Genomic DNA, 26455 nt, shown 5'->3' with positions numbered 1-26455 from the left:
CTGAAGGAAGCTTTTTTGTCAGGCGCAAGTGATAGGAGAACGATCGATTTTGTGTTAATTTGAATATATGAAAACGCTTGATAAAAACGGCGTTTCTCATTATTTTACCGTTTACACGGTGACAGAAAAGAGGGATCTGATGACTTCACACCTGTCTACTCCATCCTACCGTCATTGGCAGGCCATCCAAAAACTGCATCACCGCTATATGAAGGAAGTCAACGCGGTCCTGAAGGATTGGGGCTTATCGAAATCACAGTTCGATATGCTCGATACACTATACCGGGAACAAAGTGCGACACAAAAATCACTTGAGACGACACTTGAACTGTCGAGTGGGGCCATCTCTCAAACCTTAAAAAAACTATTTGACCTTCACCTCATCACCCGTAAACGGATTGACCGTGAAAAACGGCTGGTCCTGACACCGTCAGGCGAGACGATCGTCGAGGAATCCGCTCCTGTCGTCGAAGTCATTCACGAACAGTACTTTAAACAGTTTACGATGGACGAGCATGAGTCGTTTGACCGTCTGCTCCATAAGATGCAAAACAATCATATCTAATCAGGAAGGAGCTGTTCTGATGATTCTCAGACATTTGACACACCGTCGCTTTTTACCGGCCATCGTTGCCCGCGGCGGACTTTCCGTCAAGGATACGGGCGGAGATTACTTACAATTCGAGTTCGAGCCGCCGAGTGACCGGCTGTTCAAGACGATCCATGATACCCGCTCCTCGAATGAACTGCCGTGGGACGAAACCGATACCGTTGCGCTTGACTTCGATTTCGTCAAGATGCAGGCAGCTGACATCGAAGTTCTGGAGCAGGTAAAGGACGCTACATGGACCGTCGAACCCGAGTCGAATGTCGGTCCTTCCCGATTCGTCAAAAGTTTTTTATCACTCGGCTACTTAACGGAAGAATCAAGAGAACAGCTGTCCGAATATTACTAAAGAACAGGTCGCTTGACCTGTTCTTTTTTTGTTGTCAGCTGCGCCGATTGTAAATAAACAGCGTCACCGGGAACGTCATCACCTGAATGAACAGCACACACAACAACGCTGTCATGATGTCGTCGACGACTTTCCACTGGACGAGTGTCAGCACTATAAAAACGTAGACGATACTCAAGACATACGAGAGTTGACCACTTTTCATCTTAATTTTTTCCTGCCGTTCGTCATACGTTTCAGCAGCCGGGAAAACTAAATCGACTGCCAGTTGACTGATTCCGACCAGCATAAGGATGATACTGTACGGACTGGGTCCGTCGAACAGCGTCAGATACCCTCCGTATATCAGCAGAACCGCGAACAGTAAACGATTGATCATCGGCATGTGTTTCATCAGGCATCTTCTCCTTTTTTCTTTGAATCGGGCACAAAAATCTCTTCAATCGGGCAATCAAACAACGCAGCGATTGAAAAAGCCAGTTCGAGCGATGGATTATAGCGCTCTTTTTCAATTGAAATGACGGTCTGTCTTGATACACCAAGTGCTTCTGCAAGCTGCCCCTGTGACCACTGACGGGCTTCCCGTAACCCCTTCATTCTGTTTTTCATCCCAGTCACCCCTCAATTCCAATAATAGGTAACTTACATTCGAGTGTCAAGTTTCCTTTACAAGCAGGATAAAAGAAAAACCACTCAATCCCCATGGACTGAATGGTTGGCACTCAAGAAGATTTAACCGGTTGACCAACAGTTTCCTGTTGTTTTTTCAGATCCTGTTTCCACCAGCCGGCAATATAAAATAAAGCAGCCATTACGAAAAAGGCCATTGGATAGTAGATCAAACCAAACGCCGCTAGACCCTGGGCCGATGTTTCCTGTGTTAAAGTCATATACGTTCCAAACAGTTTAATGACAAACAGCATGACAATCCCGATTGCTACCGCAAGTGTTCCCAACAGATAGTGTTTGTTCATTTTAAACGCTCCTTCTCCACTTTTGTTAACGATACCAATTTAATCCATTATTTACCTGATAATTAAAAAAATAAAAACACCTCCTGCCCGATGGAAGGAGGTGTTACTTTCGAATCGTCCGGTCCCGTGGATGAATGGCGAGGACGGCCTGACGGATTGCCTGAACGTGCTCATCCGTCGCTTCCGAAAACGACCGGAGCGTCGGGTAGTCACCGACCAGCTGACCTTGATCGAGAATCATGAACCGGTCGCTCAGCGCTTGCGCCGCCTGCACATCATGCGTGATGAAGACATAGGCAAGACCAAGCGTCTCTTTTAAATTCCGCAATAAGTCGAGAATCAGCGCTTTATTGACCATGTCGAGACTGCTGACGGCTTCATCGAGGATAATCAGCTTCGGATTCGTCGCGATCGCCCGGGCGATACAGATCCGTTGCAACTGACCGCCGCTGAACTGATTCGGATACTTCGTTAAATCCGTTTTTGATAAACCGACCTGTGTCATCAGTCCGCCTAACCGTTCGTCTAATGCATCGGGTGACAACCCGAGGAAATTCGTCAACGGTTCGGCGATGATCTGTCCCGCCGTCAGCTTCGGATTGACGGCCGCAAACGAATCCTGAAAGACGACCTGGATGTCTTTCCGGAAATCCTTTGACGCCGCGTCGTAAATGTCTTGTCCGTTAAACAGTACCCGTCCTGCTTTCGGACGCTCGAGTCCGAGTAAAATCCGTCCGAGCGTACTTTTTCCGGCACCGCTGCGACCGAGTAAACCAAGACACGTTCCGGCTTCAAGCGTCAGTGAAACGTCCTGCAAGACCGTCTGCTCCGCCTGGCGCGCCAAAAACCGTTGATTGCCGTAGCGGTGGGAGACGTGCTCCAGCTGCAACAGGCTCATGCCTTCATCCCTCCTGCCTGAATTCCGTGTTGTGTCAACAGTTGCCGGGTATACGGGTGACTCGGCTGGTCGAACAGGTCAAAGACATCCGCCTGTTCGACGATTTCGCCGTCCCGCATGACGAGGACATGGTCCGCCATCTCAGCGATAACACTTAAGTCGTGCGAGATTAAGAGAATCGCCGTGTCATAGGTAGCCCGGACTTTCTCGAGATAATACAGGACGAGCTTTTGATTGTAGACGTCAAGCGCCGTCGTCGGTTCGTCGGCAATCAGGACATGCGGCCGCAGACAGGCGGCGAGTGCAATCATGACCCGTTGCAGCATGCCGCCACTCAGTTCAAACGGATAGGCTTTTAAAATCCGGTCCGTCTGTTCAAGATTGACTTCAAGCAGCGCTTCAATCGCCCGCTCTTTCGCTTCACGTTTACTGCACCGGTCGTGCGTCCGGATTGTCTCCATTAATTGATGACCAATTGTATAGACCGGTGTGAAGGCACTCATTGGATTTTGCATGATGAAGGCAATCTTCCCGCCGCGGACACGCCGGAGCGTGCGGTCGGACAATGTCATCAAATCGGTCGCATCGAGCACAATCCGTCCAGACTGACGGATGACCTTTTCGTCGAGCAGACGGAGGAGAGCCAGACTCGTCACCGTCTTACCGCAACCGCTCTCCCCGACCAGACCGACGATTTGTCCGGCTGCCAGTGAAAAAGAAAGATCACGGACGAGCGGCTGACCGTTCGTCGTTTCGATCGTCAAGTGTTCGACGGATAATACAGGTTTCATCCGAGTCTCTCCTTTCATTTCGTTTGTTTGGTCACTCCGAACCGTTCCGATAATGATTCCCCGAGCAGATTAAAGCTCGCAATGACGAGCATGATCAGCAGACCGGGATAAATCATCAGTTCCGGATTCGTCCGGATATATGATTTACCTTCGTGAATCATCGCTCCCCATTCGGCTCCCGGCGATTGAACACCAAGTCCGAGAAACGACATCGCCGAGATGTCCATGATCGCCCAGCCCATCTCAAGTGTCCCGATGACAAGCAGCGGGGGCAGAATGTTCGGCAACAGATGCGTCCGGAAGATTTTCCAGTGCGAGGAGCCGTTGACACGCGCCGCGGCAATGAAGTTTTTTTCCTTCAGCGTCATGATCAACCCCCGGAACATCCGGGCGTAGTAGACCCACTGGACGAGCATTAAGGCGACGATGACCTGTTTCAGTCCCGGTCCAAAAATCCCGACGAGACCGAGGACGAGAATCAGACTCGGAAATGCCATCACGCCGTCACAAAACCGCATCAGCAGTTGGTCGACCCAGCCGCCGATGTAGCCGGCCAGCGTCCCGATTAATAAACCGATCAACAATGACGAGGCAAAAATCAGGACGGCAAATCCGAGCGACACCCGGGCACCGTGCAACAGTCGCGACAACGTACAGCGTCCGAGATGATCGGTTCCGAGCGGATACGTCCAGGACGGCTCCTGCAGTTTGACCGCCAGATTGACGAGATACGGATCATGAGGGGCAAGCCACGGTGCAGCCAGAGCCGCGAGAAACAACAGCCCTAAAAATACGGAACAGCCGATCAAAATCAGCCGTTGATTCGACAGGCGGTCGAGCAGACGCGGTCGTCCAAGCGGAACATTCATCGTCTGTTCCCTCCTTTCCGGGCAATCCGTGGATCGATTGCCAGTTGCAATAAATCAACGAACAGACTGCTACCGATAAACAGCAAGGCGGCGAGGAAGACGTAGCCTTGAATGATCGGCATATCGCGGTCAAAAATCGCTTCAATAAAATAACGGCCGAATCCCGGCCACGAGAAGACGGTCTCGACGATGATCGTTCCCGTCAACAGTTTCCCGAGATTCATCCCGAGTCCGGTCAACATTGGCGGTATCGCGACCCGCAAGACATGTTTTCCTAAAATGATCGTTTCCCGGATGCCGCGTGTCCGGGCAAATAGGACGTACGGTTCGCGCATCGTCTCAATGACACTCGTCCGTAACAGCCGGGTATAAAGGGCAATCAGCGGCAACGCCAGCGTGATCGCCGGCAAAATGACGTGACTTGGACTGCCAATTCCGCCGACCGGTAATAAATCAAGCTGGACGGAAAAAAAGAAAATCAGCAGGTAGCCAAGCCAAAATGACGGAATCGACGCACCGATGAAGGCAATCCCCCGGCTCAATTGGTCAAAAAAACCATTCTTTCGAATTCCTGCGAGAAAGCCGAGCGGGATACTGACAAAAATCGCGAGCAACAGACTCGACAGCGCCAGCTGGACGGTCGCCGGCAGACGGAGCAACACTTCGTCGAGGACCGGTTTTCCGGAAACGTACGATGTTCCGAAATCAAAACTGGCCAGCCGGACGACGGTCGTCACGTACTGGGTCAAAAACGACTGATCGAGTCCGAACTCGGCCCGCTTTTGCGCGAGCACCTCTTCCGTCGGTTGGATGTGGGCGGCAGACAGATACGCTTCTGCCGGATCAACCGGTGACAAATGAATCATCACCGTCAGTAATAAAATAGCGAGGAGCAGGATCGGAATGACCGACCCGACCCGTTTCAGAATATAGACGCCCATTCCGTACACCTCCTTTTACTTGATGCCGATTTGGGCGAACGGACTTTCATCGCGGTTCGCGGCAAATTTAAAGTTCGTGACCCCGTTTTGATAAATCGCCATCTTTTTCAAATACGAGATCGGAACGAGTGCACCTTGATCCTGGAGCGATGGCAGAATTTCAGCATACATCTTCTGACGTTTCGTTTCATCCGTCGTTTTAAGGACATCTTTCATTTCCTGTAACAGTTGATCCTTGTTCGGATAAGCGGAAATCGCTTCTTTGAACCCAAATCCGTCCGTCCCGATGATGTTGACGAATGTATGCGGATCGTACGGTGCCCCGAAGTTACTGTACATGTTGATATCGAATTTATTGTCTTTGAAGCGCTGGACTTGATCCGGCAACTCGACACCGACGATTTTCAAATCGACGCCGATACTCGCCCACTCTGACTGTAACGTCTCCGCCATCGCTTTTTGGACAAGTTCCGCAGCATCATACATCATCTCAATCTGTAACGGTTGCCCGTCTTTTTCACGGATCTTTTTGCCGTTCGGCAATTTCCAGCCGGCTTCGTCAAGCAACGACTTCGCTTTTGCGACATCAAAGTCCCGTTTTTCAACGTTCAGGTTCGATGTGTACGGCAGATTCGGCGGCAGGATGAAGTCGGCCGGTGCTTCGAGGCCGGACGTGATGCCCTCAACAAGCGTCTTCTTATCAAAGCCGTATTGCAATGCCTGACGGACGCGTTCGTCCGCAAGCTGTTTTTTCTTCGTGTTCATGATCAAAAGACGTGTCGCGACCGGTTCTGACATCGTCGTCTTGTAAGATTTCGTTTCTTTCAGCTGATTGTAAGCGTCGACACTGATTGCCCCTTCGCCGAAAATCAAATCGATGTCGCCTTTTTCAAAAGCGAGTACGCGGCTTTCGGCATCGGGAATGATGTCGACCTTGATTTTCTTCACTTTCGGCATCGGACCCCAGTAGTTTTTGTTGACCTTAAACGTCGCGTATTGATCCGCTTTGTACTCGTCAAGTACCCACGGACCGGTTCCGACTTCCTGTTCGACGCCTTTTGACGTATCGCCGTTTTTCGGGAAACCGGCTTCGCCGAGGAAACGGACCGGACGGACGACCGCCAGTTCCTGAATCGTCGGGTAGTAGGCTTCCGACAACGTCATGCGGAACGTCTGCTTGTCGACGGCTTCCGTCTTGTCGATTTTTGAGATGAAGCCAAGCCAGCTATGTAAGGCTTTGTTTTTGAGAACGGCGTCAAAGTTCTTTTTGACGATTGTCGCGTCAAACGTCGAGCCGTCCGAGAACTTGACATCGTCACGCAGTTTAAAGGTATATGTTTTTCCGTCTTTTGAGATGTCCCATGATTTCGCGAGGAACGGCTCGAGCTTTCCGCCTTCTGCGTAATGGACGAGCGGTTCATAAACCATCGACTGGGCAAACAGTTGTGATGGGTTGTAGACATGCGGATTCATCTCGCCGATGTCACGCGGCCAGGCCATCGTTAATGTATCTTGATTTGATTTATTGTCAGCACCTTCGTTCGGGTTCGAGCAACCAAACAGCAGTGTCGTAATCGAAAGGATGGAAACAGCTTGAATGATGGATTTCTTACGGCGTGAAACGTTCATAGTGGACAGGACTCCCATTCGTATTGATAATCATTTTCAATTGTAAGAGTCGGTACTAAGAATTGTCAATGGATAATCGGTGAAAGTGTTGATTTTGCTGTGTTTTAAGACGTTTTAATCTGATCATCCATAAAAGAAAGCACTCATCAAATGGCATGAGTGCTGAACGGTTCGGATTCTTTTCATTTGGTCCGGCAATCAAACGCCAATACTTCGACATCACACCCTTGCCCCTCAAGATTCGGACTGCAGGCATACGGTCCGACTTTCCAGTCCCCTTCCGCGTGCAAGTGGGCAATCCGTAACTGCTCCTTTGTCTCACCGTCGATAAAATACAGTTCGACGTCCTGTTGGTTGCAGACGAGCTCAAACGTCAACGGCTGATCAAAGACCGTATTGTCGATATCACGCGACGACCAATCGGAGTAGCCGAACGACGTGACGACCGCTCCGAGATGCGATTTTCCGTCCGGAATGAATTCCGCTGAAACTTTTAGCCAGTTGTCTTCGTTTAAATAGAGTAAGATGCCTGCCTGGTCATACGTCTGGTGCGGATGCAGCTTCACTTCGATTCGGCAGGAGAAAGACGGTGCCGGAACCGGTTTGAGTAAGGCATGTCCCGTCATTCGGTTGAACCCGTAATACGTGTTGCGCCAAAAGTCGGTATCGCCCGCTGTCGTAAATTTCAATTGTTGTTGGTTGTCGATTTCAGTTGGTTTGTTGAGCCATTCGTAGTTTTGCCACATGTGAATTCCTCCTATTTTAAAATTGAGTATATTTTTTAACATCTCACTCGCTTACGGATCATCTGTGAATTGTTCAAACTCGGGATGTTTCGGTTCTCGAAAATCAATAAATTCTTCGGATGGATCTAAAAAATTATGTCCTAAGTATACTGCAAAGTAGTTCCCGTCTTTATCCCTGACACTAAACAAATAGGATGTTCGCGGTTCATCTTTTAGAAATACATTGTATCCATAACCAAATTTTGTAAATTGGCCGAACATCTGATACTCGTCTTTTTTCATCCCGTATTGCTGTTCTAATCTGTCTTCCAAGTACAACTGACGCAGGATTTTCTGATGATAGGTATACAAAAAAAATGAAATCAACACCAACAATATCGCAAGTAAGACAATCAGCCCGATCCGCCACTTGCCGTTCACTTTCCAAAAATGTGTCATCCGTGCTCCTTCCCTCTTATCTTCACGTATGATACGGTACGGATAAGGAAGATATTGTTAATGAAAGTTCCTACTCTTACGAAAGAAGTGATTCACTTGAAAAAACATCTTTTGAGCCTCTGCTTCCCGGTCGTCTTTTTAATCGTTCCGTTCTGGACCGATCAACTGTCGCCCCTCCTGCAGGCACTCTTTTTCCTGATGTTGTTCATCTCGATTTGTCTGTCATTACATACGGCTTGGACGTTACTCAGCCCACGCATTCCGAACTGGACGGCGCTTGTCAACCGGCTTCATCCGGCGCTCGGGATCCTGCTTGGTCTCATCCTCCTGGCAGGATTCGGTTATCTGTTCTTTACCGTGTTTTCCCTCGTCACGTTCGGCATTATCCAAAGTATCCTGACGATTGTCCTGATGTATATCGGCCTGGCGATCTTCGTCTTCCTCCTCAGCTGTTTCGTCGAAGGGATTACCCGTCAATCCAAAGACTCGCTCTTTCAGCCAGTCTTGATTTTTGTCTCGGTCTCTTATGTCGTCTTGACGACGTTCGGGATTTTACAACTCATCGCCTGACCCTTAACCCGTCACAGGACGGGTTTATTTTTCGTGATGCAACATCCCGTCTGCATCAAGCCGGACGTGCAAATTCCCGTCCAGTTCAAGCACAAGCGGGCTGGTAATGGCCGGTTTCGGTGAGAACAACCACGTCCGGTCTTCTCGTCCGAGCAACAGATGGGTGCCGTCTTCCGACGCGCCGAGGAAATTCAGGAAGTCGACGTTGATCGGCTGATGGTACCGGTGAAAGACACCAAGTTCGGCGAATTGTGCACCGACACTGGCGACATCCGGTGTCGTGACGTTCATTTCACCAATATCGAGAATATCTCTCACGGTAAACTTTTCAAGCGACTTGTCCGGATTGACATCATGGCGGGCAATCAATTCGACGACATTTTCGTCCGTATCATAAAAATAGACGGAATGGGCATTAATGTTTTCAAAAAAGATTTCGTCTTCGCCGTCCTCGTTCAGTAACGGGACACAATGCCGCAACCAGTCCTTCGCTAGTCTGAAGGCATCTCCGGGCACGTTAAACGCAAAGTGATATTGTTTCGGTTGCTGTGTCGTGTCGAGCTCAAACCGAAGCTGACTCGTCCCGATTTGCACCGTAAATGCGGTCGCTGTCTCCTCGACGAGCGGAAAACCGAGTGTCTCCGTGTAAAAGTCCTGCATCGGTTTGACATCATTCGTCCAAAGTGTCGCTGCTGTAATTCTCATCGTCTATTTCCTCCATCTCATTTCAATCCATTTGCTAGTTTCAGTATACAATAATTGATGTATAATACTGGTTAAAAAGTAAGTACATACCTATTTTAAAATGGAGGCAGAAAAATGAAACGATATACCATTGCATGCGGCGGCATTTCAACACAAATTACCGAATGGGGGTGAACCGGACCGACCGGTCATTTTTTGCCTGCACGGCCTCGGCGGAACAAGCCTCAGCTTCATCGAACTGGCGGACGCCTTACAAGATACGTACCGGATTGTCTCGATTGATGCCCCGGGTCACGGAAAAACCGACCCGTTTCCGGACGAACGCGACTATCAATTTGCCCGTTTTTCCAATTGGCTGAACCAGCTGTTTGACCAGATCGATGTCCAGGACTTTTATTTCCTGTCCCATTCCTGGGGCAGCTTCATCGCTCTTTATTATCAAAAAGAACAGCCGGACCGGGTCCGCGGCTCGATTTTGATTGACGGCGGATATCAGAGCAAACGGTTACGCGGCACCCCGCTCGAGCAGGAATCCGCCTTTTACAGCACCGGTTTCGAAGAATCTGTTGCAACGTGGGAAGAGTTCCGCGACGTCGCCGTCTACGGTCCTAAAATGCGCCGGTCGCCACTGCTTGATCTGGCCGGTAAGGATTTTGTCCGGATGCAGGACGGCCGGTACTACTGGCATACGCGGGCGAAGACGGCACGGTCGATTCTAACAGCGATGTATCAGGATGAGATTCTCGATTTCCTCGATGACGTTCCGGGTGACAACCTCGTGTTGCTCCGGGCGACGTTACCCGTTTCCGATGAACCGTTCCGTCAAGAAGCAATCGCCTTGTGGCAGGAGAAAACCGGCGGTACCGTCATCTCTGTTCCGTCGACTTCCCACATCACGCATTGGGACGATCCGGCATTTGTACTGCAGGTGATTCAGAAACACTGGACCAGAACGCTTGCCGTTGACGAAAGACAGCAGATTTAATTACGTAAAGGAATGAAGTCATTTGAAAAAAAAATCTTTGTTTTGGCTGATCAGTTGTTTCCTGACGATCGGTGTCGCTGTTTGGTTTAATCCCAACACCGTTTCGGTCGATACAGCATCTCAAAAACTGCCGAAGCCGCGTTATTCGTCCATCGGCGATTACCCGGCCGCTCTAAACGGTGATCAGTTTAAGCGGACACCGCTGCATATTCATGTCCAAGACGACCAGACCATCGACCTGCAGATGAAACTGAAACTATCGAAGGCATTGCTGGAAAGATTCAAACAGACGGCCCATCCGCCGACGTTCAGTTTTGCCGCCAATGTAAATCAGGACGTCCTCAGTCCGTATGTGAAACGTAAACAGCCCGCTCACGTGACGGTCGATTTTACTTCTATTTCAAACAGGACGATTGTAATTAAGCAACGGTTGTCTTTAAAGTCAGCGTTGACGCCCCATCAGAAAAAACAGTTTCTTGATGCCGAAAACTATCAATTTTTATTTTTAAATGAACACGATGCCGCTGCCGGCATTGTGTTTGATTTGGATCTGTCGACATGGGACTCCAGATGATCTGTACTATTAAAAACGACTCCCGGACGTCCGGGAGTCGTTTGCTTTGTCTATTCCTGGATTAAGCGATATTGTCGATGAACCCCCGGACTTCTTTCCGTGATTTTAACACGACAATTGTCTTCATCGCTGTCACTTGTGCGAGTCTTGCTTGAATGCCCGGCCGCTGTTCAACCGGATAACGCCACACCCACTTCAAAAAAGCAACATCGATTTTTTCCGGACACCCGGCTGCCATATCCGGTCGTGCCTGATGCCGGTACCGGATTGACCGTTTCAGAATCCGGTAGACACAGGTCGTTCGCGGCAAATCAAGAAAGATGATCGTATCCGCTGCGTTGAGCCGAATATCCATCGTCCCGCCGTAATTTCCGTCGATGATCCAGTCATCCCGGCTGATCAAGTCCGTTTGAATCTGTTGTTGTTCTGCGCGCGGTACTGCCTGCCAGTCCGCCCGCCACAATAAGCTGTCGAGGTGGTGGACACGGATTCCGAGCCGTTGACCGAGTTGTCTCGCAAGCGTCGACTTACCCGATCCGCCGGAGCCGATCAACATAATCTTTTTCATTCTGTTTCCGCCCTTTCTTTCCTTACACGTTATTTACCGGCTCGTCTTCTTGCGCGTATCGTTCCATATAAACAGAAAGCAATTCGTTTATTTGAAACGTCAGTACGTTACCACCGTTAACGGAAAGTCTGAAAAATGGTGTCGTATAATGCTCAGCCGTCTGATGATGTTCTAAAAATCCATCAATTGCTTCCATGAACATATTTAAATCAGCAAAAGCGTCCACCGAATAGGTGTCTCCATTTTTCAATTTCAAAAAGAGCTGCTTCTTCACACTATCTCTCCTTCTCTATGTAAATCATTTTTTTATTATTTATGATTCAATTACTGAGAATTGATAGCGACTTCCGCATTGATGCACTCCAGTCGAAACCGTCCGCCGGGACCAATTTGTTGTAGCAACGGTCGGTCAACTTCAATCACGCGTCCGATGACATTGACCCGTTCGTCGGCCGTAAGATCCCGTTTTGTGATTTGCAGCTCCCCGGCATACCGGCCGTAACGCAGATTATCGATCGTAATCGATCCAACAGGTCGGTCTGCTAGTGTCGCAGGTTCGAGAAGTCCGTCGCCCGGTCGGCCGTAGGCACGTGACTCGACCGAGCGGATGACATCGCGTGCCGGATCCATCCGGTTTGTCTGGACGCTTTCTAACAGCGGATTGTCTTGTCCCGTTGCCCGGAGAACAATGATCCCCTCCTGATAGACCGCAAATTGACGCATCGAGCTGTCCGACAAGCCGGGGTCCCCGACCAGTATCCGGTCGACGGATACTTCAAGCTCCAGATAACAGGCAAATGGTGATTGTCCACGATGATCTTCGAGCGTCGGTAACGTCTCGTAAAGCGGACCGCGCAGTTGTCCGTCACCCGGGATGAAGGCCTGAACACGGATTCCTTGTCCGTGAAGCCACCGGTTTTTATCGTTGAACCAGTCACGATCCAGTCCTGTTTCCGGTCGCGGATAAAAGTTGTGCCACGCCTCGACCTGCTCAAGCACAAGTCCCTCCGCTTTCATCGCGTCGAGTTCTTCTGCCGTCAGCGTACTGGCGTTTAAGGCGACCATCATCTGTTTTGATAAATCCGCGACCTGTTTCGGTGTCATGCCGTAGTCGACCCGCAGTCCGGTCACTCCCCATTCGGTTAAGGTATCGGCATCCTCCCACGTCTTGCCGAGCGCGGCAAGGGAAGTCGGGGCGATATCCGCGACGAGTTCCATCTCGAGTTCTCGTGCCAATTGTCCTAAAGTTCGCAATCGCTCTGTATATAACGCCGGATCATCTTCCGGGATATGTAATGAAGTAAAGATCGAGGTAAAGCCGATTGCCCGCATCTGTCGGATGCTGTCTTTCGCCTCATCTGTCAGTGGTTCACTCAAATAAACGGCAAGTCCTTTCATCTGTTTCACTCCTTCTTGTCAGCGTAGTGTTTAAAAACCGTCAATTGTTACTAAAGTTCCAATATAAGAAATTTTTAGGAGTCTATTCCTGAACTATGATACCATTAAAGCACGTTACATAAGGGGGAAATGAAATGAAACGCATCTTAATCCCGTTCCTGTCGGTCGCCTGTCTCGTGCTGATGTGGAACGGCTACAGCCAACATGCCGATTCGAAGACGGACCTGTTCCACTATAAGCATTCCGTTGTCGGCAATAACAGTGCCGTCACAAATATCGTCAAGGAACTGGCCCATCACCAGGAATTACGGCAGATTGCCCTGCAAACGAAACAAACACCGTATGGCATGCATTTGACTTACAAGGACATCGAGACAGAAAACATCGAACAGGAAATCAAAGAAACGGTTCTGTTTAATGCCACCTACCTGTTTGTCCTCGTCGATAATGTCGAGCGGATCACCTTTACGTTTCCGGACTACAAGTATACCGTGACACGGGATCAACTCGACCACTGGTACGGTCAACCTCTCAGTACGATCAAACAAGAACAGGAAGTAAAACAGCTGCTCCAACACCAGTTGAAGTCGGAAACCAAGATCAACCAGTTTTTTGCCGACTTATCCTGAACATGATTTGAGTCGAAAAAAGATGGAACATCACTGCGACGTGATGTTCCATCTTTTTGTTGTGTTCGTTTCTTGTGCCGATGTTAAATTCCGTCCGCCATTTCTTCCTTGAATCCAAACCAGAAGGTAAACAGGAAACCGAAGACGTACGAGATGACAAGACCGCCGATATACGTCAGGTACATCCCGTTATCGATCAACGGTGTCAATGACAAACCGGACACACCGACCCCAAGCGCCGCCTTTTTCATCGTCGCCTGGAAGGCACCGCCGACTGCGGCTCCCATACACGCTGTCAGGAATGGACGGCCGAGCGGTAACGTGACCCCGTACAACAACGGTTCGCCGATTCCGAGGAAACCGACCGGAATCGCGCCCTTGATGATGTTGCGCAAACGTTGATTGCGTGTCTTGACGAAAATCGCCAGTGCGGCCCCGACTTGTCCGGCTCCTGCCATCGCAAGGATTGGCAACAGTGCTGTATTGCCGACCGTGTTCAGCAGTTCCAGATGAATCGGTGTCAATCCGTGATGCAGTCCGACCATGACGAGCGGCAGAAAAAATCCGGCGAGGACGGCCCCGGCGAGTGGTCCGCCGACTTCGAGAATCACGTTGATTGCTTTCATGATCCCGTCAGACAGGACACCGGCGACCGGCATGATGGCATAAAGTGCTGTAAAGCCGACAATCAAAACGGTAAAGAGTGGCGTAAAGATGATATCAATTGAGACCGGCATGAACCGGCGGATGTGTTTTTCGAGATACGTCATCAACCAGGCAGCGAAGATAACCCCAAACAACCCTCCCCGACCGACGACAAGCGGTTCGCCGTAAATAATTATATCGACAAGTAACGGATTAAATAAAATCCCCCCGGCAATCGCCCCGAGGACCGGCGTGCCGCCGAATTCCTTCGCCGTATTCCAACCGACGAGAATCGCTAAGTAGGCAAAGACGGTGCTGCCGATCAGTAATAAAATCTGCATCCACGTTTCCGTCGCATCGACTCCGGCGTTTTTCGCAAAGTTCGCTGCTCCGTTAATGATTCCCGACGCGACCAGTCCCGGAATGAGCGGGATGAAGATATTTCCTAAGCGCCGTAAAAAGCGTTTGAACGGTGATTTTTGTTTGTCCTTCACTTTTTGCCGTTCGATGGCGGCCCGTTCCTCAAACGTCAGGTTCTCATCGACCGACTCTTCCCCGATGGCAAGCCCCGTTTTCCGGCTTAAATGATCAGCCACCCGGTTGACCGTTCCCGGTCCGACGACGATTTGCAGGGTCTCGTCATCGATGACGCCCATGACGCCGTCCAGTTGTTTGAGTGCCTGGATGTCCGCTTTCGTCGGATCCTTCAGCGCCAACCGGACGCGTGTCATACAGTGGGCCAGCTGGCGGAGATTGTCTTTTCCGCCGACATGTTCCAATATCCCTTCCGCCAACACTTCTTCCTTCTTCATCTGAATCCCCCCTTAGAGCGCGTCGCGGACGAATCCGTGCGCACGTTGTAATCGTTCGACTGCCTCAGGATACGAAACGTCCGCTAAAATCATGACGATCGCCGTCTTAACGTGACCATTCGCTGATGTGAAATAACGCGCGGCCGTCTCAAGATCGACCCCTGTCGCTTCCACGATCATCCGTTTAGCCCGGATTTCAAGCTTTTCATTCGTCGATTGAACATCGACCATCAGGTTTTGATAGACTTTTCCGATGCCGATCATCGCTGCCGTTGAAATCATGTTCAGGACGAGCTTTTGTGCCGTTCCGGCTTTGAGCCGGGTCGAGCCGGTCAAGACTTCCGGTCCGGTTTCGACTTCGATCCGGAGGTCGGCGTGCTGGCTGATGACGGCGTCTTTATTGCAGGACAACGCAGCTGTCGCCGCGCCGATTTCACGGGCGTAATCGAGACCGCCGATCACGTAAGGGGTCCGGCCGCTTGCGGCGATGCCGATGACGGTATCGTTTGCGTTTACTTTGAGCGCCTGTAAATCTTCGACAGCAAGCGTTTTGCTGTCTTCCGCCCCTTCAACGGCCTTGATGAGCGCCCGTTCGCCTCCGGCAATCAAACCGACGACCATCTTTGGTGAGACACCAAATGTCGGCACACATTCTGCCGCGTCGAGCACACCGAGGCGCCCGCTCGTTCCGGCTCCGATGTAAATCAGGCGTCCGCCCGCTTGAAACGATTGAATGACTTGCGCGACGACTTGCTGGATGACCGGGATTTCCTGTCGAATCACACCTGCGACCGACTGATCCTCCTCGTTCATCACCGTCAAGATCTCCTCGACCGTCATATCGTCAAGCTCCATCGTTCGTTGATTCCGGCGTTCTGTCGCCAATTTTTCTAACATGATTTTCATCCTCTCTCCACAGCTCCTTTTTATCCTGACCATAACGAAACATTAATTCAAAAATAAATTGATTTAATAGAAATAAAATTGCAAAAGAAGTCAATAGGGAAAGCCCAACCGCGTCGATTGGACTCCCTCAAACGAGTCTGTTACTTATTCCAATTGCGGAATCCGTCCCCGAACTCCCGGTACAAATCGGTTTGGAACGTACCGTCCTTAAACTTCGGCACATCGACCGGTAATTTCCCTTGTGGTACGAATTCACCAAAAATGGCGCGGATTCCTGCCGGTAAATTCGGTCCGGCTGATTTTGTGTTTCCCGCTTCCGAATCCGGTCCGTTCGGATCCCCTTTGAAGCCGTAAACGAGCAGTTGGGCATCAGCGTCCGGTTGTACGGCGACATCATACGGATTCCGCAGACTGAGCAGGACGGATTTCTTTCCTGTTCGGTTAGCCTGACGGAAGACTTCCGCCGGCACATAATGATCCGCGGAGGATGTTCCGAGCTTCGCACTGTTGTTGACGTTCGAGCCAACAATCAGATAATCGGCTTGATTGATTTTCTCCTGAAGTGCCGGATTTTGATTGAGATGCGGCGTCGAGGCTCCGTAATTTTCCGTCAGCACGTTCACCAGCTTCAGGTTCCCGGCATTTTTCTCAAGCGACCGGATCGTCTTGACCATACTGTCCGTCTGATCTTTTGTCGGTGACAGGACGAGGACGGTCTGCCCTTTTTTCGGCTTGAACGGTAATGTCTTGCGATCATTTCTGACGAGCGTGACTGCCGCTTCCGTCATCTGCCGCTCAAGCACCTTATGTTCAGGACTGCCGACGACCGACTTCGCCTCGTTCAGTTGTTCCTCAAGTGTCACCGGATCATTTGTTTCCTTCCAGATGCCGCGTGTCGCTTTGAGCGTCAGAATCCGCTCGACGGAACGATCGATGTCCGCTTCTTTTAAGTCACCGCTTTCGACGGCTTTAATCACGTCGTCAAAAATCGTCTCGAGTTTCGTCACGTCGCTCGCAGACCTTAAAATCGTCGGCATCAACGCGATATCGACACCGGCTTTAAACGTCTTGATGACGGCTTCCGACTCCGTAAAGTTGTCTGCAATCGCCTGCATGTTCAAGGCATCAGTAATGACAAGTCCCTGATACCCGAGCTCTTCCCGTAAGACACCGGTGATGACGTCATCCGACAACGTCGCCGGTAGCGGGAACGTTCCTTGTTTTGACTCGACGACCTCATCTTCAATCTGCGGCATGCCGATGTGTCCCGTCATCACCATGTCGATTCCTTCATCAATCGCCCGTTTAAACGGAATCAGTTCGAGCTGCTTCAGTTCAGCCAGTGATTTGTCGACGACCGGTAAGCCATAATGCGAGTCGACTGCCGTATCGCCGTGTCCCGGGAAGTGTTTCGCCGTCGCAGCGACTCCTTGCTCCTGAATGCCTTGCGTCATCGCTGAACCGAGTTCCCCAACCAGGTTCGGATCACTTGAAAACGACCGGACCCCGATGACGGGATTACCCGGATTGTTGTTGACGTCCAGGACCGGACCAAAGTTGACGTTGATGCCGAGTGCATGCAGTTCGGAGCCGATGATTCCGCCTGCCGCTTCCGCATAAGCCGAACTGCGGGTCGCCCCGAGCGCCATGTTGCCCGGTAAATTCGTTCCCGTACCGAGTCGTGTGACGATGCCGCCTTCCTGGTCAATCGTCACGAACAACGGAATATCGTTGCTCGGATCCTGCTCGACGACCTCCCGCAAGTCATGGACCAGTTTCGTCGTCTGCTCCGTCTCGCTGACGTTTTCTGCAAACAGGATGACGCCCCCTAAGTCAAACCGGTCGATGATCCGTCCGACTTCCGGTGCCAGCTTCGTATGATTGGCCCCGTCCCATAACCGGAAATCCGGCATGATCATTTGTCCGATCTTCTGCTCAAGTGTCATCTGTTCCAGTTGTGTGTCGACCCGTTCCGTAACGGATGCTGTCGTTTCCGCCGCGACCGGTTGCATTGGCAGCGACGCGGCGAGTAGCGCCGTCGTCAATCCGAGTGTTGCCGTCCAGTTGAGTTTCTGTCCCATATGCTCAGCTCCCCTTTTGTTTTGACCCCTGCTTGAACTGCTTCTACATCCACTGTTTGGCGTTTTTCCAACCGCCGTTGGTACTTTCCCCTGCGTTCACCGTTAGTATAACAATCACCCCAAATAGAAACAATGTTTTATTTGCAAGCGTAATCAAATTAAAATATTGTTTCTAGAGGTATTTTCCTTTTCTCCAAATTTAACTATAAATTTATTTATAGATAGACCTATTTTTATTAATTTGTTTTTACATCAACTACGCGCTATTCTAATCACGTAGCGAACTACTGAACACATCCAAGCAGGAAATAAACATGAGTAAACACGTCTTAATGGTCGTCACAAACGCCAGTGAAATGAAAGAAGGACATGCAACAGGCATTTGGTTATCCGAGTTCGGCGAAGCCTATGTCGCGTTCCAAAAAGAAGGTTATACGATTACGGTCGCCAGTCCAAACGGTGGACTTTCGCCAATCGACGCCCGCAGCCTCGAAGACGAAGTACCGGCAGACATTCAAGCCACGGCCCCGCTGCTCGAAAACACACTCGATCTGGAATCGATCAGCGACTTCAGCGCGTTTGATGCCATCTTCATGCCGGGTGGTCACGGTACGATGTTCGACTTGCCACACAGCGATGCCTTGAACCACGCACTGCGGACGTTGTTTGAAGCGGGTAAAACCGTTGCTGCCGTCTGTCATGGACCAGCCGGCCTCGTCAGTGCGACACTGACAGACGGAACACCACTCGTCGCCGGTAAAACGATCGCAACGTTCACGGATGAAGAAGAACGCGCGACAGGACTCGACATCTACATGCCGTTCCTGCTTGAGACACGTCTCCGTGAACTTGGTGCGAACATCATCGTCGCCGACAACTTCACAGAAAACTTTCAAGTCGACGGAAATCTTGTGACGGGTCAAAACCCACAATCTACAGTTGCCGTCGCAAATGCCGTCATCAAGACACTTAACTAAACAATCAAGGGAGATCCTTTTCACGAAGGATCTCCTTTATTAGGAGGTTCGATTCATGATTCAACTGATCGCCCGTATCAAAGCGCATCCCGGACAGGCGGAACAACTCGCTCATGTCATCGAAGGTGTGATCCTGCCTTCCCGTGCCGAAAGCGGTTGCCTGACCTATCAAGCACACCGCGCTAAGAACGATACGCATGTTTTTTACTTTTATGAGCAGTGGCGTGATCAAAAGGCGTTTGATGATCACGTTGCTTCGGCGCATTACCAAACGTACCGAACGGATAGTGCCAACCTTGTCTCCGACCGCTCGTTGACGTTTTTACAAGATGTTTCTAAGTGATTTCGAAAATGAACCTACTCGAGAACTCTTGGGTTAGTTTCAGACGGAAGACAAAAAAACGATTTTTCACGTAATCGAGAAGAATCGTTTTTTTTGCTGGCTTCTAATCGTTTTCACTAAACAAACACCGTTTTTGAACTTTATGATTTCTACGTTTGTTCATCTGGAATGCTAAGTATGAATATGTCATACTACTCTCCAATAACACGGAGTTCATACATAATACTGAGGACAAAGGAGCAATAATATGTTGAAAGAAGCCTTTCACATTGCTGTGCCAACTGCATTTTTTCCAGATGAAACTTTGAATGTAGACGGAACAATTGAACATATTCGATATTTGGTCGACCAAGGAGAAAAGTCGATTCTTGTGTGCGGATCGACTGGAGAGCAACATAGCCTGGAACTGAAAGAAAAATTAGTTTTACTCGAGGCATTGATGAATGAATCATATTTACTTAATGACGAGATAGAGGTTTTATTTGGAGTATCCGCAATTAGACAAAAAGAAGCCGTTGACTTAGCTCACGCCATAAAAGAGACTCGAATTGCGGGAATATTGCTAGGATATAGTCCGTATCTCCTGCCATCACAAACAGAAGCTCTACGCTACTCTGAAACAATCATTCAAGCTAGTCAAAAAGATACCATTCTCTATAATAACCCCGGTCGGACAGGATTTGATTTATCCATTGAAAGTATCATTCAATTAAGTTCTCAAGACAAAGTCATCGGAATAAAAGAAGCCGGTAATAAGAATAAAGTAGAACGATTACAAGAACACATCAGTGACTTTTATTATTATGCGGGGGGAGAAGTGGATTTGAAAGATAAAGTCGCTTTAGGGTTCAATCGATTATCTTCCATATCAGGTAATGTATATCCGAAGGAAATAAGAAAATGGTTTTTTTCTTTGATCGAAGATACACCACTTACAGAGAGCGAGCAAAAAGAGGTCACCGCCTTGATCAACAAAGTGTTTGCCGGTTCTCCTATCGTTCATCTTAAACGAGAGATCAATGCAAAAGGAATTGCGATAGGCATTTGTCGAAGCCCTTTAGGAAATTGTTAATCGATTTCTTGCGCCTTTTCTTTACCTCAGACTAAAGGGCATTCTTTGTACAGTTTCCGAAATGACTGTTGGTTCGTCCAGTATGCTTTGAAGCACATTTCATCATCATCAGATGCACCGGACGTAAACAGATCCTGTTTTCCTGGTGCGGAAGATGATATTTTCGAATTGAACTGACCTGAACAATCTATGTTCCGCACCATACATCGATTAAAAAAGTAGGATCCGCAATTGGATCCTACTTTTTGTGTTGCAGGGCGGCTAAAATATCGAGCATCAACGGATCATGCCGTGACTCCGTCCGGTACGCCATGTAGATATGGTTCGTCGCAAAACGCTCCGGTGCGATGACTTGAATCGTTTCGTCTTTGAGCGCTTGACGAATCAAATAATCCGGCAACACACTGACACCATGCGATGAAGCGACGGCTTTTAATATGGCATCGACGTTCGGCAACACCATCTCCGGTCGAATGTCCGGCCGTTCCCCGAACTGAGTCTGGTAATACCGCCGGATGATCGGCAGTTCGAGTCCGTAACTGATCCACGGCTGACGATCCATCCAGCCCTTCAAATCATCGTCCGGTTGCTCCCAGGCGTAAGGGGCGACAAGGAAAAAGGTTTCGTCGGCAATCGGAACATACTGAATACCTGGTTCCTCGATCCGTTTCGTCGAGATGACAAAGTCGAGTTCACCTATTGCGAGCCGCTTCAGCAATTGGTCGGTCAAGCCGAAATCGCCGATGTACTGGGCGAGATCAAGCGGCAGGACCGGAATCACTTCGTGGGTGATGAATTCGGTCGGCCCACCGAACTTCAACAGCGGACGAACCTGTTCACCTGCGACATATTTCATTTCGAGTGACAGTTCTTCCAAGCGGTCAATCAAACCGACGACTTGCGTATACAGCTCCTTGCCGGCATCGGTCGGAACCATCTGCCGCGGAGCCCGGATGAATAGCGAACTCTGCAACTCGGCTTCAAGTGCCGCAATGTGTTGGCTGACGGCGGGTTGCGTCAAAAACCGGATCCGTGCAGCCGCCGAAACCGAACGTTGTTGATACACATGGATGAAGCTTCGGTACCATTCAAAATCAATCATTGTCTTCGCTCCTTTTCCTGCGATACTTTAAGTATAAGGAGCCGTCAGGCATTAGACAAATAACATTTCAAGCAGACATCCATAATAATATTTATAGTTAGAAAGGATTGATCCAGATGAAAAAATTCAGAGGCAAACGCCGCTACTTCCGAAATCTTCAAAAAGAACAACAACTCAGCGCCTATCCGCTCGATTTCAGTCCCGACAGCTGGTTCAATTTTTGGCACGTCCATCTTGATTTTGACGGACGCGGAAACGGTCACCTTAAAATGCGGAAAGCACATGTCCAGGCACTGTTCCATCTGATGGATGAGTTAAACGCTGCCCTTCAAACGTGGGGGCAGCCGTATCAGCTCTGGATCGAACTGTCCCGGCTGGATGCAGGACTAGACGCCGTTTTTATCCATACAAACAATCCGAACGATGATAATTTTCCGTTTACCTATCCAACTTTAACGGAACCGACTGAAAGATTGCCGGACTATTTGCAAACCGTCGAGGGTTTGGAGCAATATCAGATCCGTTCATATGAACAGCGAAACTATGATGAAGTTGACGATGTGCCGGTAGAAACCGCTGATCAGATCCTCGTTATTGAACGACGAGATCACCACTTATATCCGCTTTAATTCACTGGTCTCATATATCTTGATAATGAATGAAGTCTTTTCTTACTGTTCGATTCAATCACCATCCGACTTCATCCGTCCAAAAATCGTCAAGTTCGTTTATTTTGAATCCTCTACACTGATATCAAGAAAGGAGGAATGACGGTGTTAAAAGAACTGAACCAACTCATGGACCATATTGAACGCCATCTGACCGAAGAACTTTCAGGAATGGACATTGTCCGAATTACTGGAGTTTCCGAATATCATTTCAGACGAATGTTTTCGTATATGTCCGGCATGACACTAAACGAATATATCAGAAACAGACGTCTTTCGCAGGCGAATATCAATCTCGTCAATCAGCATTCGGTTACCGAAGTCGCTTACGAATACGGCTATCAATCGATTGAAGGATTCTCACGTGCCTTTCGTGAGTGGTCTGGTTTCTTACCTTCAGAAGTCATTAAAAATAAAATTCAAAAATCTTTTCCCCGTTTTACTTTTTATATTGATATTAAAGGAGGAGTTTCCATGGAGTTTAAAATTGAGCGAAAAAGTCAGTTTCATGTCGTCGGCGTCTCCAAACGTGTTCCGATTCAATTCGAGGGCGTCAATCACTCCATTGTGGAGTTAGCTCAATCGATTACGCCACAGCAACGCCAAGAAATGCAACAATTAGCCGATCTATATCCGGAAACCGTCTTGAATGTCTCGTTTGATTTTGATGAGGGTTATCTAGAGGAACAAGGAAGTTTGACTCATATGATTGGTTTTGCGACGAGTAGACAAAATCCTTACGGAGATTTAGAGCAAATTACGATTGAGGACAGTCTATGGGCCGTTTTTCCAAACACCGGACCGTTTCCACAAATGCTTCAAGAGACGATGGCAAAAACCTATGCAGAGTGGCTACCCACTTCAGGCTATGAACTCGTCGATTTACCAAGTATCTTATTCACGAATCACGAAGACGATTCTCTGAACGTCTATAGCGAAGTGTGGGTCCCGGTCAAGGAAAAGACAACGTCTTAATTCATCTTGTAGATAATGAGAAATCTGGGGTTTTCTAGACGTACTCAATTCGTTATTCCAAAAAACACCTGACGCCATCGGTACAGTTGGCGTCGGGTGTTTGATTGTATGACGCTCTTCACCTCTTTATCCCATACGCTTAGAGATCACTCGCATCTTTCAGAAAAGTGATTTTTGTATTTATTTGAATACGCTATTTACTGCTGAATCCCTTTCGCCTGATTATACAAATCAATCGCCTCTATCATCCGGTCCTGCATCTCGATGCAATCCAAGACGACGAGTCCCCCGCTGTTTCGACATGATGAAGTCCACTGCACAACTCCCTTTTTATAGCGACACCTAAAAAAAGCTTAGATGACTAAACTTTTTCCCTTCATCCAAATGCCCTTATTCTTTGAACGAGTTCGCCTCGACATCAGCCGTCCAATCAACTTGTTTCGGAATCGCATCGATGACCGCTTCCATAAACGCATGGGCGATGGGTGAGACCCATTTCTTTTTCTTGATCAGGATATGCGAATAGATTGGTTCGAACGCCTCGTCTTGCTTGATGATTTTCAGGCTGCCGTTCTCCAGTTCCTCTTGGACCGTGATATACGGTAACACGGCGAATCCAAGACCGCTCATGACCATTTTCTTGATGGCACCGATACTCCATAACTCCATTGTCTGAAAAGAAAGCAGATTTTGTTTGGTCAGGTGTTGCTCAAACATCGTCCGGTAACTGCATCCTTGTTCATTGGTGATATACACATGGTCCGATTGCTTTTTTTGGATGTCCTTAAAATGTTCAGGTGCGTCCGGGGCACCGACCATCACGATTTTTTCTTCGGTCAAAACATGATGGAGACATTTTTCGACTGCCATGGCAGGAAACAGCATCATGGCCACGTCGACCCGTCCATTCAAAAGTTCCTCCTGGTTTTCGCCGCACGTCCCGTTCGTCAAAATCAGTTTGACATCGGGATGGTGTTGCGAAAATCGTTTGATGACGGGACCGAGGCGGGAGATCGTCAAGGATTCCGGAGCGGCTACGCGCAACGTTCCGCACAATACGTCCGTTTTTTGCATGTTTTTAATCTTGTCATGAGTCGCAAGCAGGTCTTCCGCTAACGGAATCAGCTCTTTTCCTAAAGCGGTCAGCTGTAATTTCCGATTGAAGTACGTGAACACTTCGCCCCCGACACTTTGTTCCAGAGTTTGCATATGGGAGGTAATCGTCGACTGCGTGTACCCCAGCTCAGCAGCTGCTGCCGTGTAACTGCCGGTCTCAATGATTTTCAAAAATGTGGCAAGATGCCTGATTTCCATTCAATTAAACACTCCTTTCGTTCATCCATCGAAATAAATGATGGTTCCATTTTTTATTTCAATTTTATTAATCTATAGGTTCATCATACAATAATGAAAAATAGAGCGATAGCGATCAAAGGAGAATTTTCATGAACGTAGCAGCATTTTTGTCATATGTCATCATCACTTCCATCACCCCCGGTCCGAGCAACCTGCTCATGATGAACGAAGCACGTCATTTCGGATTCGTCGGCGCGTGGAAATTCAACGGCGGCATTCTGACCGGTTTCGCCTTTCTCGGACTGCTGAGTGCCGGGTTCACAGCAGGTTTGGATCAATTGTTGACGATGCTGGAACCCTATTTGCAGCTGGCGGGTGTGGCGTATTTACTGTATCTCGCGTGGAAAATCGGTTTTCCGAAACCAACCAGCGGTAAAACGATCGATGTGCAGGCAACGTTTTTATCCGGTTTTGTCTTTCAGATGATCAACATCAAAAGCATCTTATTTTTTCTGACGGTCCTGTCGACCTTCATTCTGCCGCACAGCGGTTCGGCTGTGCAAACGATGGTCTATCTGGGGTATACGATTCTGTTGGGATGGGCGGCTCTTTTATTATGGTCGGCTTTCGGTTCCCTGTTCAGCCGCTTCTTCACGCGGTATGACCGCCTTTTCCGATTCACGATGTCCGCCTTACTGGTCTACTCGGCTGTGACGATCTTTTAATTAAACGGACGGATGCTCTTGTCAGATGAGCATCCGTCTGTTTTTTGTTATGATAGATATGGGAATTTCAGGATAAAAGGAGTGGTTCGAGCATGTCGATTCGTTGGAAAGAAGAAACCATCGTATTTGAAACCTTTCGTGAGGCAGACGTCTGGGCCGATGCATTCGCAAACGAAATCTACGGTCGTACGATTAACGGGTACTGTACACCAGACCATAAGATTGCCTGTGCCCTGACCTTTTATTTGGCACATGTGCCGGAATTCCGGGTTCAAACGGCAGAAATACCATTTGAAGATCTCACCTATTATCAAGTATGGGTAGAGATCGTTGAACTCCAGGCGTAAGGAAAGGAGAACATCATGAGCGATCCCGTTGAACGATTACCGTTCTACTTAAAACGCTTTCCGTTTTTTGTGATTTCCTATATTGTTGCTCCTTTGGCCTCCTTGTTGCTGTTGATCCACTGGAAATCGCTCCGTCCTCAAACGCGGGACGCACGGCTGATTGTCTCCTCCTTGTTCCTCTTGTTGTTCCTCGTCGATTTTTTCCCGAGAGGATGGTACCAAAATGCGATGCTCGCATTTGCCATCACCGTCGGACTGTTCATCACTTTCATCGGACTTGAAGGAAAACGATCGAAACATGACAAATAGTACGAACCATTGCACTGTCCGTCATTACTATAGAAAAAGACCCCATCCAAATGTGAGGTCTTTTTCTTTTTGTAGTTGATTCAAGAAGACACGACTTCCTCGCCCGTCAAATCGATGTGTCCTTCGCCCCAGGCGCACATCGCGTCTAAGATTGGGCGCAACGACCAACCGTAGTCGGATAAGGAATAGATGACTTTCGGTGGGACTTGTTCATAAACCGTCCGGATGATGACACCGTCCTGTTCGAGTTCGCGCAGTTGTTGCGTCAACATTTTTTGCGTGATGTTCGGCATCAGCTTCTTCAACTCACTTGTCCGGCGTTCGCCTTTGATGAGATGACACATGATGACGACTTTCCATTTGCCTCCGATGACTTGCAGGGTCGCTTCGACCGGAATATTGTAGGCCATGCTGATTCTTCCTTTCGATTCTTGAAGTACAGCGGGACAGGTACTTTTTAGTGCCTATCACACTTAAAAGTACGTACTTCCATAAAAAACAATGCCGCTCTATGATGGGATCACGC

General features: G+C 48.9%; 35 protein-coding genes. 14 read left to right on the top strand and 21 right to left on the bottom strand.

Features of this window, described 5'->3' with window-relative positions; genetic code table 11:
- Positions 1-139: 139 nt before the first annotated feature.
- Both EXIG_RS07055 and EXIG_RS07050 read left to right on the top strand, forming a co-directional pair.
- Entirely contained in the window at positions 140-565 is a 426-nt protein-coding gene (locus tag EXIG_RS07055; RefSeq protein WP_012370246.1) for a MarR family winged helix-turn-helix transcriptional regulator, read from the top strand.
- 19 nt (positions 566-584) lie between these two features.
- Entirely contained in the window at positions 585-956 is a 372-nt protein-coding gene (locus EXIG_RS07050) for a hypothetical protein (protein WP_012370245.1), read from the top strand.
- A 34-nt stretch (positions 957-990) separates the two neighbouring features.
- On the opposite strand, the gene EXIG_RS07045 is transcribed toward EXIG_RS07050, so the two are convergent.
- The 10 genes from EXIG_RS07045 to EXIG_RS07000 all read right to left on the bottom strand — a co-directional run bounded on the left by EXIG_RS07045 (position 991) and on the right by EXIG_RS07000 (position 8242).
- On the bottom strand, positions 991-1350 hold the full coding sequence (locus EXIG_RS07045; RefSeq protein ID WP_012370244.1) for a hypothetical protein: 360 nt from the start codon (positions 1348-1350) through the stop codon (positions 991-993).
- Positions 1350-1565 carry a helix-turn-helix transcriptional regulator gene (locus tag EXIG_RS07040; RefSeq protein ID WP_012370243.1) on the bottom strand — a complete coding sequence of 72 codons (216 nt, stop codon included), beginning with the start codon at positions 1563-1565 and terminating at the stop codon, positions 1350-1352. Before EXIG_RS07040 ends, EXIG_RS07045 begins: the two co-directional genes overlap by 1 nt.
- A 113-nt stretch (positions 1566-1678) precedes the next feature.
- Entirely contained in the window at positions 1679-1930 is a 252-nt protein-coding gene (locus tag EXIG_RS07035) for a hypothetical protein (RefSeq protein ID WP_012370242.1), read from the bottom strand.
- 103 nt (positions 1931-2033) lie between these two features.
- Complete coding sequence (locus EXIG_RS07030) at positions 2034-2828, bottom strand: ABC transporter ATP-binding protein (protein WP_012370241.1); 795 nt, start codon at positions 2826-2828, stop codon at positions 2034-2036.
- The gene (locus tag EXIG_RS07025) at positions 2825-3619 is read right to left on the bottom strand and encodes an ABC transporter ATP-binding protein (RefSeq protein WP_012370240.1); all 795 of its coding nucleotides are present in this window, start codon (positions 3617-3619) and stop codon (positions 2825-2827) included. Before EXIG_RS07025 ends, EXIG_RS07030 begins: the two co-directional genes overlap by 4 nt.
- 14 nt (positions 3620-3633) lie before the next feature.
- Entirely contained in the window at positions 3634-4488 is an 855-nt protein-coding gene (gene nikC, locus EXIG_RS07020) for a nickel ABC transporter permease subunit NikC (protein ID WP_012370239.1), read from the bottom strand.
- On the bottom strand, positions 4485-5429 hold the full coding sequence (locus EXIG_RS07015; RefSeq protein WP_012370238.1) for an ABC transporter permease: 945 nt from the start codon (positions 5427-5429) through the stop codon (positions 4485-4487). The genes nikC and EXIG_RS07015 overlap by 4 nt, the downstream gene beginning before the upstream one ends.
- Positions 5430-5444: 15 nt before the next feature.
- Complete coding sequence (nikA, locus tag EXIG_RS07010) at positions 5445-7058, bottom strand: nickel ABC transporter substrate-binding protein (protein ID WP_012370237.1); 1614 nt, start codon at positions 7056-7058, stop codon at positions 5445-5447.
- Positions 7059-7240: 182 nt separating this feature from the next.
- Positions 7241-7804, bottom strand: coding sequence for a DUF1349 domain-containing protein (locus tag EXIG_RS07005; RefSeq protein ID WP_012370236.1), 564 nt, complete (start codon positions 7802-7804; stop codon positions 7241-7243).
- Between the two features lie 51 nt (positions 7805-7855).
- The gene (locus EXIG_RS07000) at positions 7856-8242 is read right to left on the bottom strand and encodes a DUF3139 domain-containing protein (protein ID WP_012370235.1); all 387 of its coding nucleotides are present in this window, start codon (positions 8240-8242) and stop codon (positions 7856-7858) included.
- A 60-nt stretch (positions 8243-8302) separates the two neighbouring features.
- Here EXIG_RS07000 and EXIG_RS06995 point away from each other — a divergent pair, with 60 nt between their 5' ends.
- A complete protein-coding gene (locus EXIG_RS06995; RefSeq protein WP_012370234.1) occupies positions 8303-8812 on the top strand; it encodes a hypothetical protein in 510 nt (169 codons plus the stop codon).
- A gap of 24 nt (positions 8813-8836) precedes the next feature.
- On the opposite strand, the gene EXIG_RS06990 is transcribed toward EXIG_RS06995, so the two are convergent.
- Positions 8837-9517: a toxoflavin lyase-like VOC family protein gene (locus tag EXIG_RS06990; protein ID WP_012370233.1), complete on the bottom strand. Its 681-nt coding sequence runs from the start codon at positions 9515-9517 to the stop codon at positions 8837-8839.
- A 130-nt stretch (positions 9518-9647) separates the two neighbouring features.
- Between EXIG_RS06990 and EXIG_RS06985 the strand changes: the two genes are divergently transcribed.
- A complete protein-coding gene (locus EXIG_RS06985) occupies positions 9648-10502 on the top strand; it encodes an alpha/beta hydrolase (protein WP_012370232.1) in 855 nt (284 codons plus the stop codon).
- Positions 10503-10524: 22 nt separating this feature from the next.
- A complete protein-coding gene (locus tag EXIG_RS06980) occupies positions 10525-11076 on the top strand; it encodes a hypothetical protein (protein WP_012370231.1) in 552 nt (183 codons plus the stop codon).
- 61 nt (positions 11077-11137) lie between these two features.
- Here the strand turns inward: EXIG_RS06980 and EXIG_RS06975 are convergent, their stop codons facing one another.
- The 3 genes from EXIG_RS06975 to EXIG_RS06965 are packed head-to-tail and all read right to left on the bottom strand — an operon-like array spanning position 11138 to position 13042.
- Positions 11138-11644, bottom strand: coding sequence for a DNA topology modulation protein (locus EXIG_RS06975; protein WP_012370230.1), 507 nt, complete (start codon positions 11642-11644; stop codon positions 11138-11140).
- Positions 11645-11666: 22 nt separating this feature from the next.
- Positions 11667-11918, bottom strand: coding sequence for a hypothetical protein (locus EXIG_RS06970; protein WP_012370229.1), 252 nt, complete (start codon positions 11916-11918; stop codon positions 11667-11669).
- 50 nt (positions 11919-11968) lie between these two features.
- Positions 11969-13042 carry a DUF871 domain-containing protein gene (locus EXIG_RS06965; protein WP_012370228.1) on the bottom strand — a complete coding sequence of 358 codons (1074 nt, stop codon included), beginning with the start codon at positions 13040-13042 and terminating at the stop codon, positions 11969-11971.
- 134 nt (positions 13043-13176) lie between these two features.
- Between EXIG_RS06965 and EXIG_RS06960 the strand changes: the two genes are divergently transcribed.
- The gene (locus EXIG_RS06960; protein WP_012370227.1) at positions 13177-13671 is read left to right on the top strand and encodes a DUF4825 domain-containing protein; all 495 of its coding nucleotides are present in this window, start codon (positions 13177-13179) and stop codon (positions 13669-13671) included.
- Between the two features lie 83 nt (positions 13672-13754).
- Here the strand turns inward: EXIG_RS06960 and EXIG_RS06955 are convergent, their stop codons facing one another.
- From EXIG_RS06955 to EXIG_RS06945, 3 genes are all read right to left on the bottom strand, one after another.
- A complete protein-coding gene (locus EXIG_RS06955; protein ID WP_012370226.1) occupies positions 13755-15128 on the bottom strand; it encodes a PTS transporter subunit EIIC in 1374 nt (457 codons plus the stop codon).
- Positions 15129-15140: 12 nt separating this feature from the next.
- Positions 15141-16034: an N-acetylmuramic acid 6-phosphate etherase gene (murQ, locus tag EXIG_RS06950; RefSeq protein WP_012370225.1), complete on the bottom strand. Its 894-nt coding sequence runs from the start codon at positions 16032-16034 to the stop codon at positions 15141-15143.
- Positions 16035-16174: 140 nt separating this feature from the next.
- On the bottom strand, positions 16175-18115 hold the full coding sequence (locus EXIG_RS06945; protein ID WP_012370224.1) for a glycoside hydrolase family 3 protein: 1941 nt from the start codon (positions 18113-18115) through the stop codon (positions 16175-16177).
- A gap of 314 nt (positions 18116-18429) precedes the next feature.
- Between EXIG_RS06945 and EXIG_RS06940 the strand changes: the two genes are divergently transcribed.
- The 3 genes from EXIG_RS06940 (at position 18430) to EXIG_RS06930 (ending at position 20507) form a co-directional block, all read left to right on the top strand.
- A complete protein-coding gene (locus EXIG_RS06940; RefSeq protein WP_012370223.1) occupies positions 18430-19092 on the top strand; it encodes a type 1 glutamine amidotransferase domain-containing protein in 663 nt (220 codons plus the stop codon).
- A 55-nt stretch (positions 19093-19147) separates the two neighbouring features.
- Entirely contained in the window at positions 19148-19435 is a 288-nt protein-coding gene (locus tag EXIG_RS06935; RefSeq protein WP_012370222.1) for a putative quinol monooxygenase, read from the top strand.
- 247 nt (positions 19436-19682) lie between these two features.
- The gene (locus EXIG_RS06930) at positions 19683-20507 is read left to right on the top strand and encodes a dihydrodipicolinate synthase family protein (RefSeq protein ID WP_012370221.1); all 825 of its coding nucleotides are present in this window, start codon (positions 19683-19685) and stop codon (positions 20505-20507) included.
- 238 nt (positions 20508-20745) lie between these two features.
- Here the strand turns inward: EXIG_RS06930 and EXIG_RS06925 are convergent, their stop codons facing one another.
- Positions 20746-21609 carry a LysR family transcriptional regulator gene (locus EXIG_RS06925; protein ID WP_012370220.1) on the bottom strand — a complete coding sequence of 288 codons (864 nt, stop codon included), beginning with the start codon at positions 21607-21609 and terminating at the stop codon, positions 20746-20748.
- A gap of 116 nt (positions 21610-21725) precedes the next feature.
- Between EXIG_RS06925 and EXIG_RS06920 the strand changes: the two genes are divergently transcribed.
- Together EXIG_RS06920 and EXIG_RS06915 are read left to right on the top strand one after the other, a co-directional pair.
- A complete protein-coding gene (locus EXIG_RS06920) occupies positions 21726-22238 on the top strand; it encodes a hypothetical protein (RefSeq protein WP_012370219.1) in 513 nt (170 codons plus the stop codon).
- A gap of 144 nt (positions 22239-22382) precedes the next feature.
- On the top strand, positions 22383-23252 hold the full coding sequence (locus EXIG_RS06915; RefSeq protein ID WP_012370218.1) for an AraC family transcriptional regulator: 870 nt from the start codon (positions 22383-22385) through the stop codon (positions 23250-23252).
- A 197-nt stretch (positions 23253-23449) separates the two neighbouring features.
- Here EXIG_RS06915 and EXIG_RS16145 read toward each other — a convergent pair whose 3' ends face one another.
- Both EXIG_RS16145 and EXIG_RS06910 read right to left on the bottom strand, forming a co-directional pair.
- Complete coding sequence (locus EXIG_RS16145) at positions 23450-23572, bottom strand: hypothetical protein (protein ID WP_268741712.1); 123 nt, start codon at positions 23570-23572, stop codon at positions 23450-23452.
- Between the two features lie 70 nt (positions 23573-23642).
- A complete protein-coding gene (locus EXIG_RS06910; RefSeq protein WP_012370217.1) occupies positions 23643-24566 on the bottom strand; it encodes a LysR family transcriptional regulator in 924 nt (307 codons plus the stop codon).
- 131 nt (positions 24567-24697) lie between these two features.
- Between EXIG_RS06910 and EXIG_RS06905 the strand changes: the two genes are divergently transcribed.
- The 3 genes from EXIG_RS06905 (at position 24698) to EXIG_RS06895 (ending at position 25929) form a co-directional block, all read left to right on the top strand.
- Positions 24698-25273 (top strand): LysE family translocator, encoded by a 576-nt coding sequence (locus EXIG_RS06905; protein WP_012370216.1) that lies wholly within the window; start codon positions 24698-24700, stop codon positions 25271-25273.
- 92 nt (positions 25274-25365) lie between these two features.
- Positions 25366-25620, top strand: a complete 255-nt coding sequence (locus tag EXIG_RS06900; protein ID WP_012370215.1) for a hypothetical protein — start codon at positions 25366-25368, stop codon at positions 25618-25620.
- Between the two features lie 15 nt (positions 25621-25635).
- Positions 25636-25929 (top strand): hypothetical protein, encoded by a 294-nt coding sequence (locus tag EXIG_RS06895; RefSeq protein WP_012370214.1) that lies wholly within the window; start codon positions 25636-25638, stop codon positions 25927-25929.
- A gap of 80 nt (positions 25930-26009) precedes the next feature.
- Here EXIG_RS06895 and EXIG_RS06890 read toward each other — a convergent pair whose 3' ends face one another.
- Entirely contained in the window at positions 26010-26339 is a 330-nt protein-coding gene (locus EXIG_RS06890) for a winged helix-turn-helix transcriptional regulator (protein ID WP_012370213.1), read from the bottom strand.
- Between the last annotated feature and the right edge of the window lie 116 nt (positions 26340-26455).

It is taken from the genome of Exiguobacterium artemiae 255-15 (genome assembly GCF_000019905.1).
Classification (GTDB): Bacteria; Bacillota; Bacilli; order Exiguobacteriales; family Exiguobacteriaceae; genus Exiguobacterium_A; species Exiguobacterium_A artemiae.
The sequence above is the reverse complement of the archived record's forward strand: the minus strand, read 5'-3'. Positions and strand labels throughout refer to the sequence as shown.

Bases quoted from the DNA above. Each gene is read 5' to 3' on its own strand.
- EXIG_RS06895 (WP_012370214.1), top strand. From the start codon at position 25,636: ATGAGCGATCCCGTTGAACGATTACCGTTCTACTTAAAACGCTTTCCG.
- EXIG_RS07055 (WP_012370246.1), top strand. From the start codon at position 140: ATGACTTCACACCTGTCTACTCCATCCTACCGTCATTGGCAGGCCATC.
- nikC (WP_012370239.1), bottom strand. From the start codon at position 4,488: ATGAATGTTCCGCTTGGACGACCGCGTCTGCTCGACCGCCTGTCGAAT.
- EXIG_RS07025 (WP_012370240.1), bottom strand. From the start codon at position 3,619: ATGAAACCTGTATTATCCGTCGAACACTTGACGATCGAAACGACGAAC.
- EXIG_RS06905 (WP_012370216.1), top strand. From the start codon at position 24,698: ATGAACGTAGCAGCATTTTTGTCATATGTCATCATCACTTCCATCACC.
- EXIG_RS06900 (WP_012370215.1), top strand. From the start codon at position 25,366: ATGTCGATTCGTTGGAAAGAAGAAACCATCGTATTTGAAACCTTTCGT.
- EXIG_RS07000 (WP_012370235.1), bottom strand. From the start codon at position 8,242: ATGACACATTTTTGGAAAGTGAACGGCAAGTGGCGGATCGGGCTGATT.
- EXIG_RS06940 (WP_012370223.1), top strand. From the start codon at position 18,430: ATGAGTAAACACGTCTTAATGGTCGTCACAAACGCCAGTGAAATGAAA.
- EXIG_RS06995 (WP_012370234.1), top strand. From the start codon at position 8,303: ATGAAAGTTCCTACTCTTACGAAAGAAGTGATTCACTTGAAAAAACAT.
- EXIG_RS06890 (WP_012370213.1), bottom strand. From the start codon at position 26,339: ATGGCCTACAATATTCCGGTCGAAGCGACCCTGCAAGTCATCGGAGGC.
- EXIG_RS07045 (WP_012370244.1), bottom strand. From the start codon at position 1,350: ATGAAACACATGCCGATGATCAATCGTTTACTGTTCGCGGTTCTGCTG.
- EXIG_RS06975 (WP_012370230.1), bottom strand. From the start codon at position 11,644: ATGAAAAAGATTATGTTGATCGGCTCCGGCGGATCGGGTAAGTCGACG.
- EXIG_RS06955 (WP_012370226.1), bottom strand. From the start codon at position 15,128: ATGAAGAAGGAAGAAGTGTTGGCGGAAGGGATATTGGAACATGTCGGC.
- EXIG_RS07005 (WP_012370236.1), bottom strand. From the start codon at position 7,804: ATGTGGCAAAACTACGAATGGCTCAACAAACCAACTGAAATCGACAAC.
- EXIG_RS06935 (WP_012370222.1), top strand. From the start codon at position 19,148: ATGATTCAACTGATCGCCCGTATCAAAGCGCATCCCGGACAGGCGGAA.
- EXIG_RS06925 (WP_012370220.1), bottom strand. From the start codon at position 21,609: ATGATTGATTTTGAATGGTACCGAAGCTTCATCCATGTGTATCAACAA.
- nikA (WP_012370237.1), bottom strand. From the start codon at position 7,058: ATGAACGTTTCACGCCGTAAGAAATCCATCATTCAAGCTGTTTCCATC.
- EXIG_RS07050 (WP_012370245.1), top strand. From the start codon at position 585: ATGATTCTCAGACATTTGACACACCGTCGCTTTTTACCGGCCATCGTT.
- EXIG_RS06910 (WP_012370217.1), bottom strand. From the start codon at position 24,566: ATGGAAATCAGGCATCTTGCCACATTTTTGAAAATCATTGAGACCGGC.
- EXIG_RS06945 (WP_012370224.1), bottom strand. From the start codon at position 18,115: ATGGGACAGAAACTCAACTGGACGGCAACACTCGGATTGACGACGGCG.
- EXIG_RS06990 (WP_012370233.1), bottom strand. From the start codon at position 9,517: ATGAGAATTACAGCAGCGACACTTTGGACGAATGATGTCAAACCGATG.
- EXIG_RS07030 (WP_012370241.1), bottom strand. From the start codon at position 2,828: ATGAGCCTGTTGCAGCTGGAGCACGTCTCCCACCGCTACGGCAATCAA.
- murQ (WP_012370225.1), bottom strand. From the start codon at position 16,034: ATGAAAATCATGTTAGAAAAATTGGCGACAGAACGCCGGAATCAACGA.
- EXIG_RS06965 (WP_012370228.1), bottom strand. From the start codon at position 13,042: ATGAAAGGACTTGCCGTTTATTTGAGTGAACCACTGACAGATGAGGCG.
- EXIG_RS07035 (WP_012370242.1), bottom strand. From the start codon at position 1,930: ATGAACAAACACTATCTGTTGGGAACACTTGCGGTAGCAATCGGGATT.
- EXIG_RS07015 (WP_012370238.1), bottom strand. From the start codon at position 5,429: ATGGGCGTCTATATTCTGAAACGGGTCGGGTCGGTCATTCCGATCCTG.
- EXIG_RS06930 (WP_012370221.1), top strand. From the start codon at position 19,683: ATGTTGAAAGAAGCCTTTCACATTGCTGTGCCAACTGCATTTTTTCCA.
- EXIG_RS07040 (WP_012370243.1), bottom strand. From the start codon at position 1,565: ATGAAAAACAGAATGAAGGGGTTACGGGAAGCCCGTCAGTGGTCACAG.
- EXIG_RS06920 (WP_012370219.1), top strand. From the start codon at position 21,726: ATGAAAAAATTCAGAGGCAAACGCCGCTACTTCCGAAATCTTCAAAAA.
- EXIG_RS06960 (WP_012370227.1), top strand. From the start codon at position 13,177: ATGAAACGCATCTTAATCCCGTTCCTGTCGGTCGCCTGTCTCGTGCTG.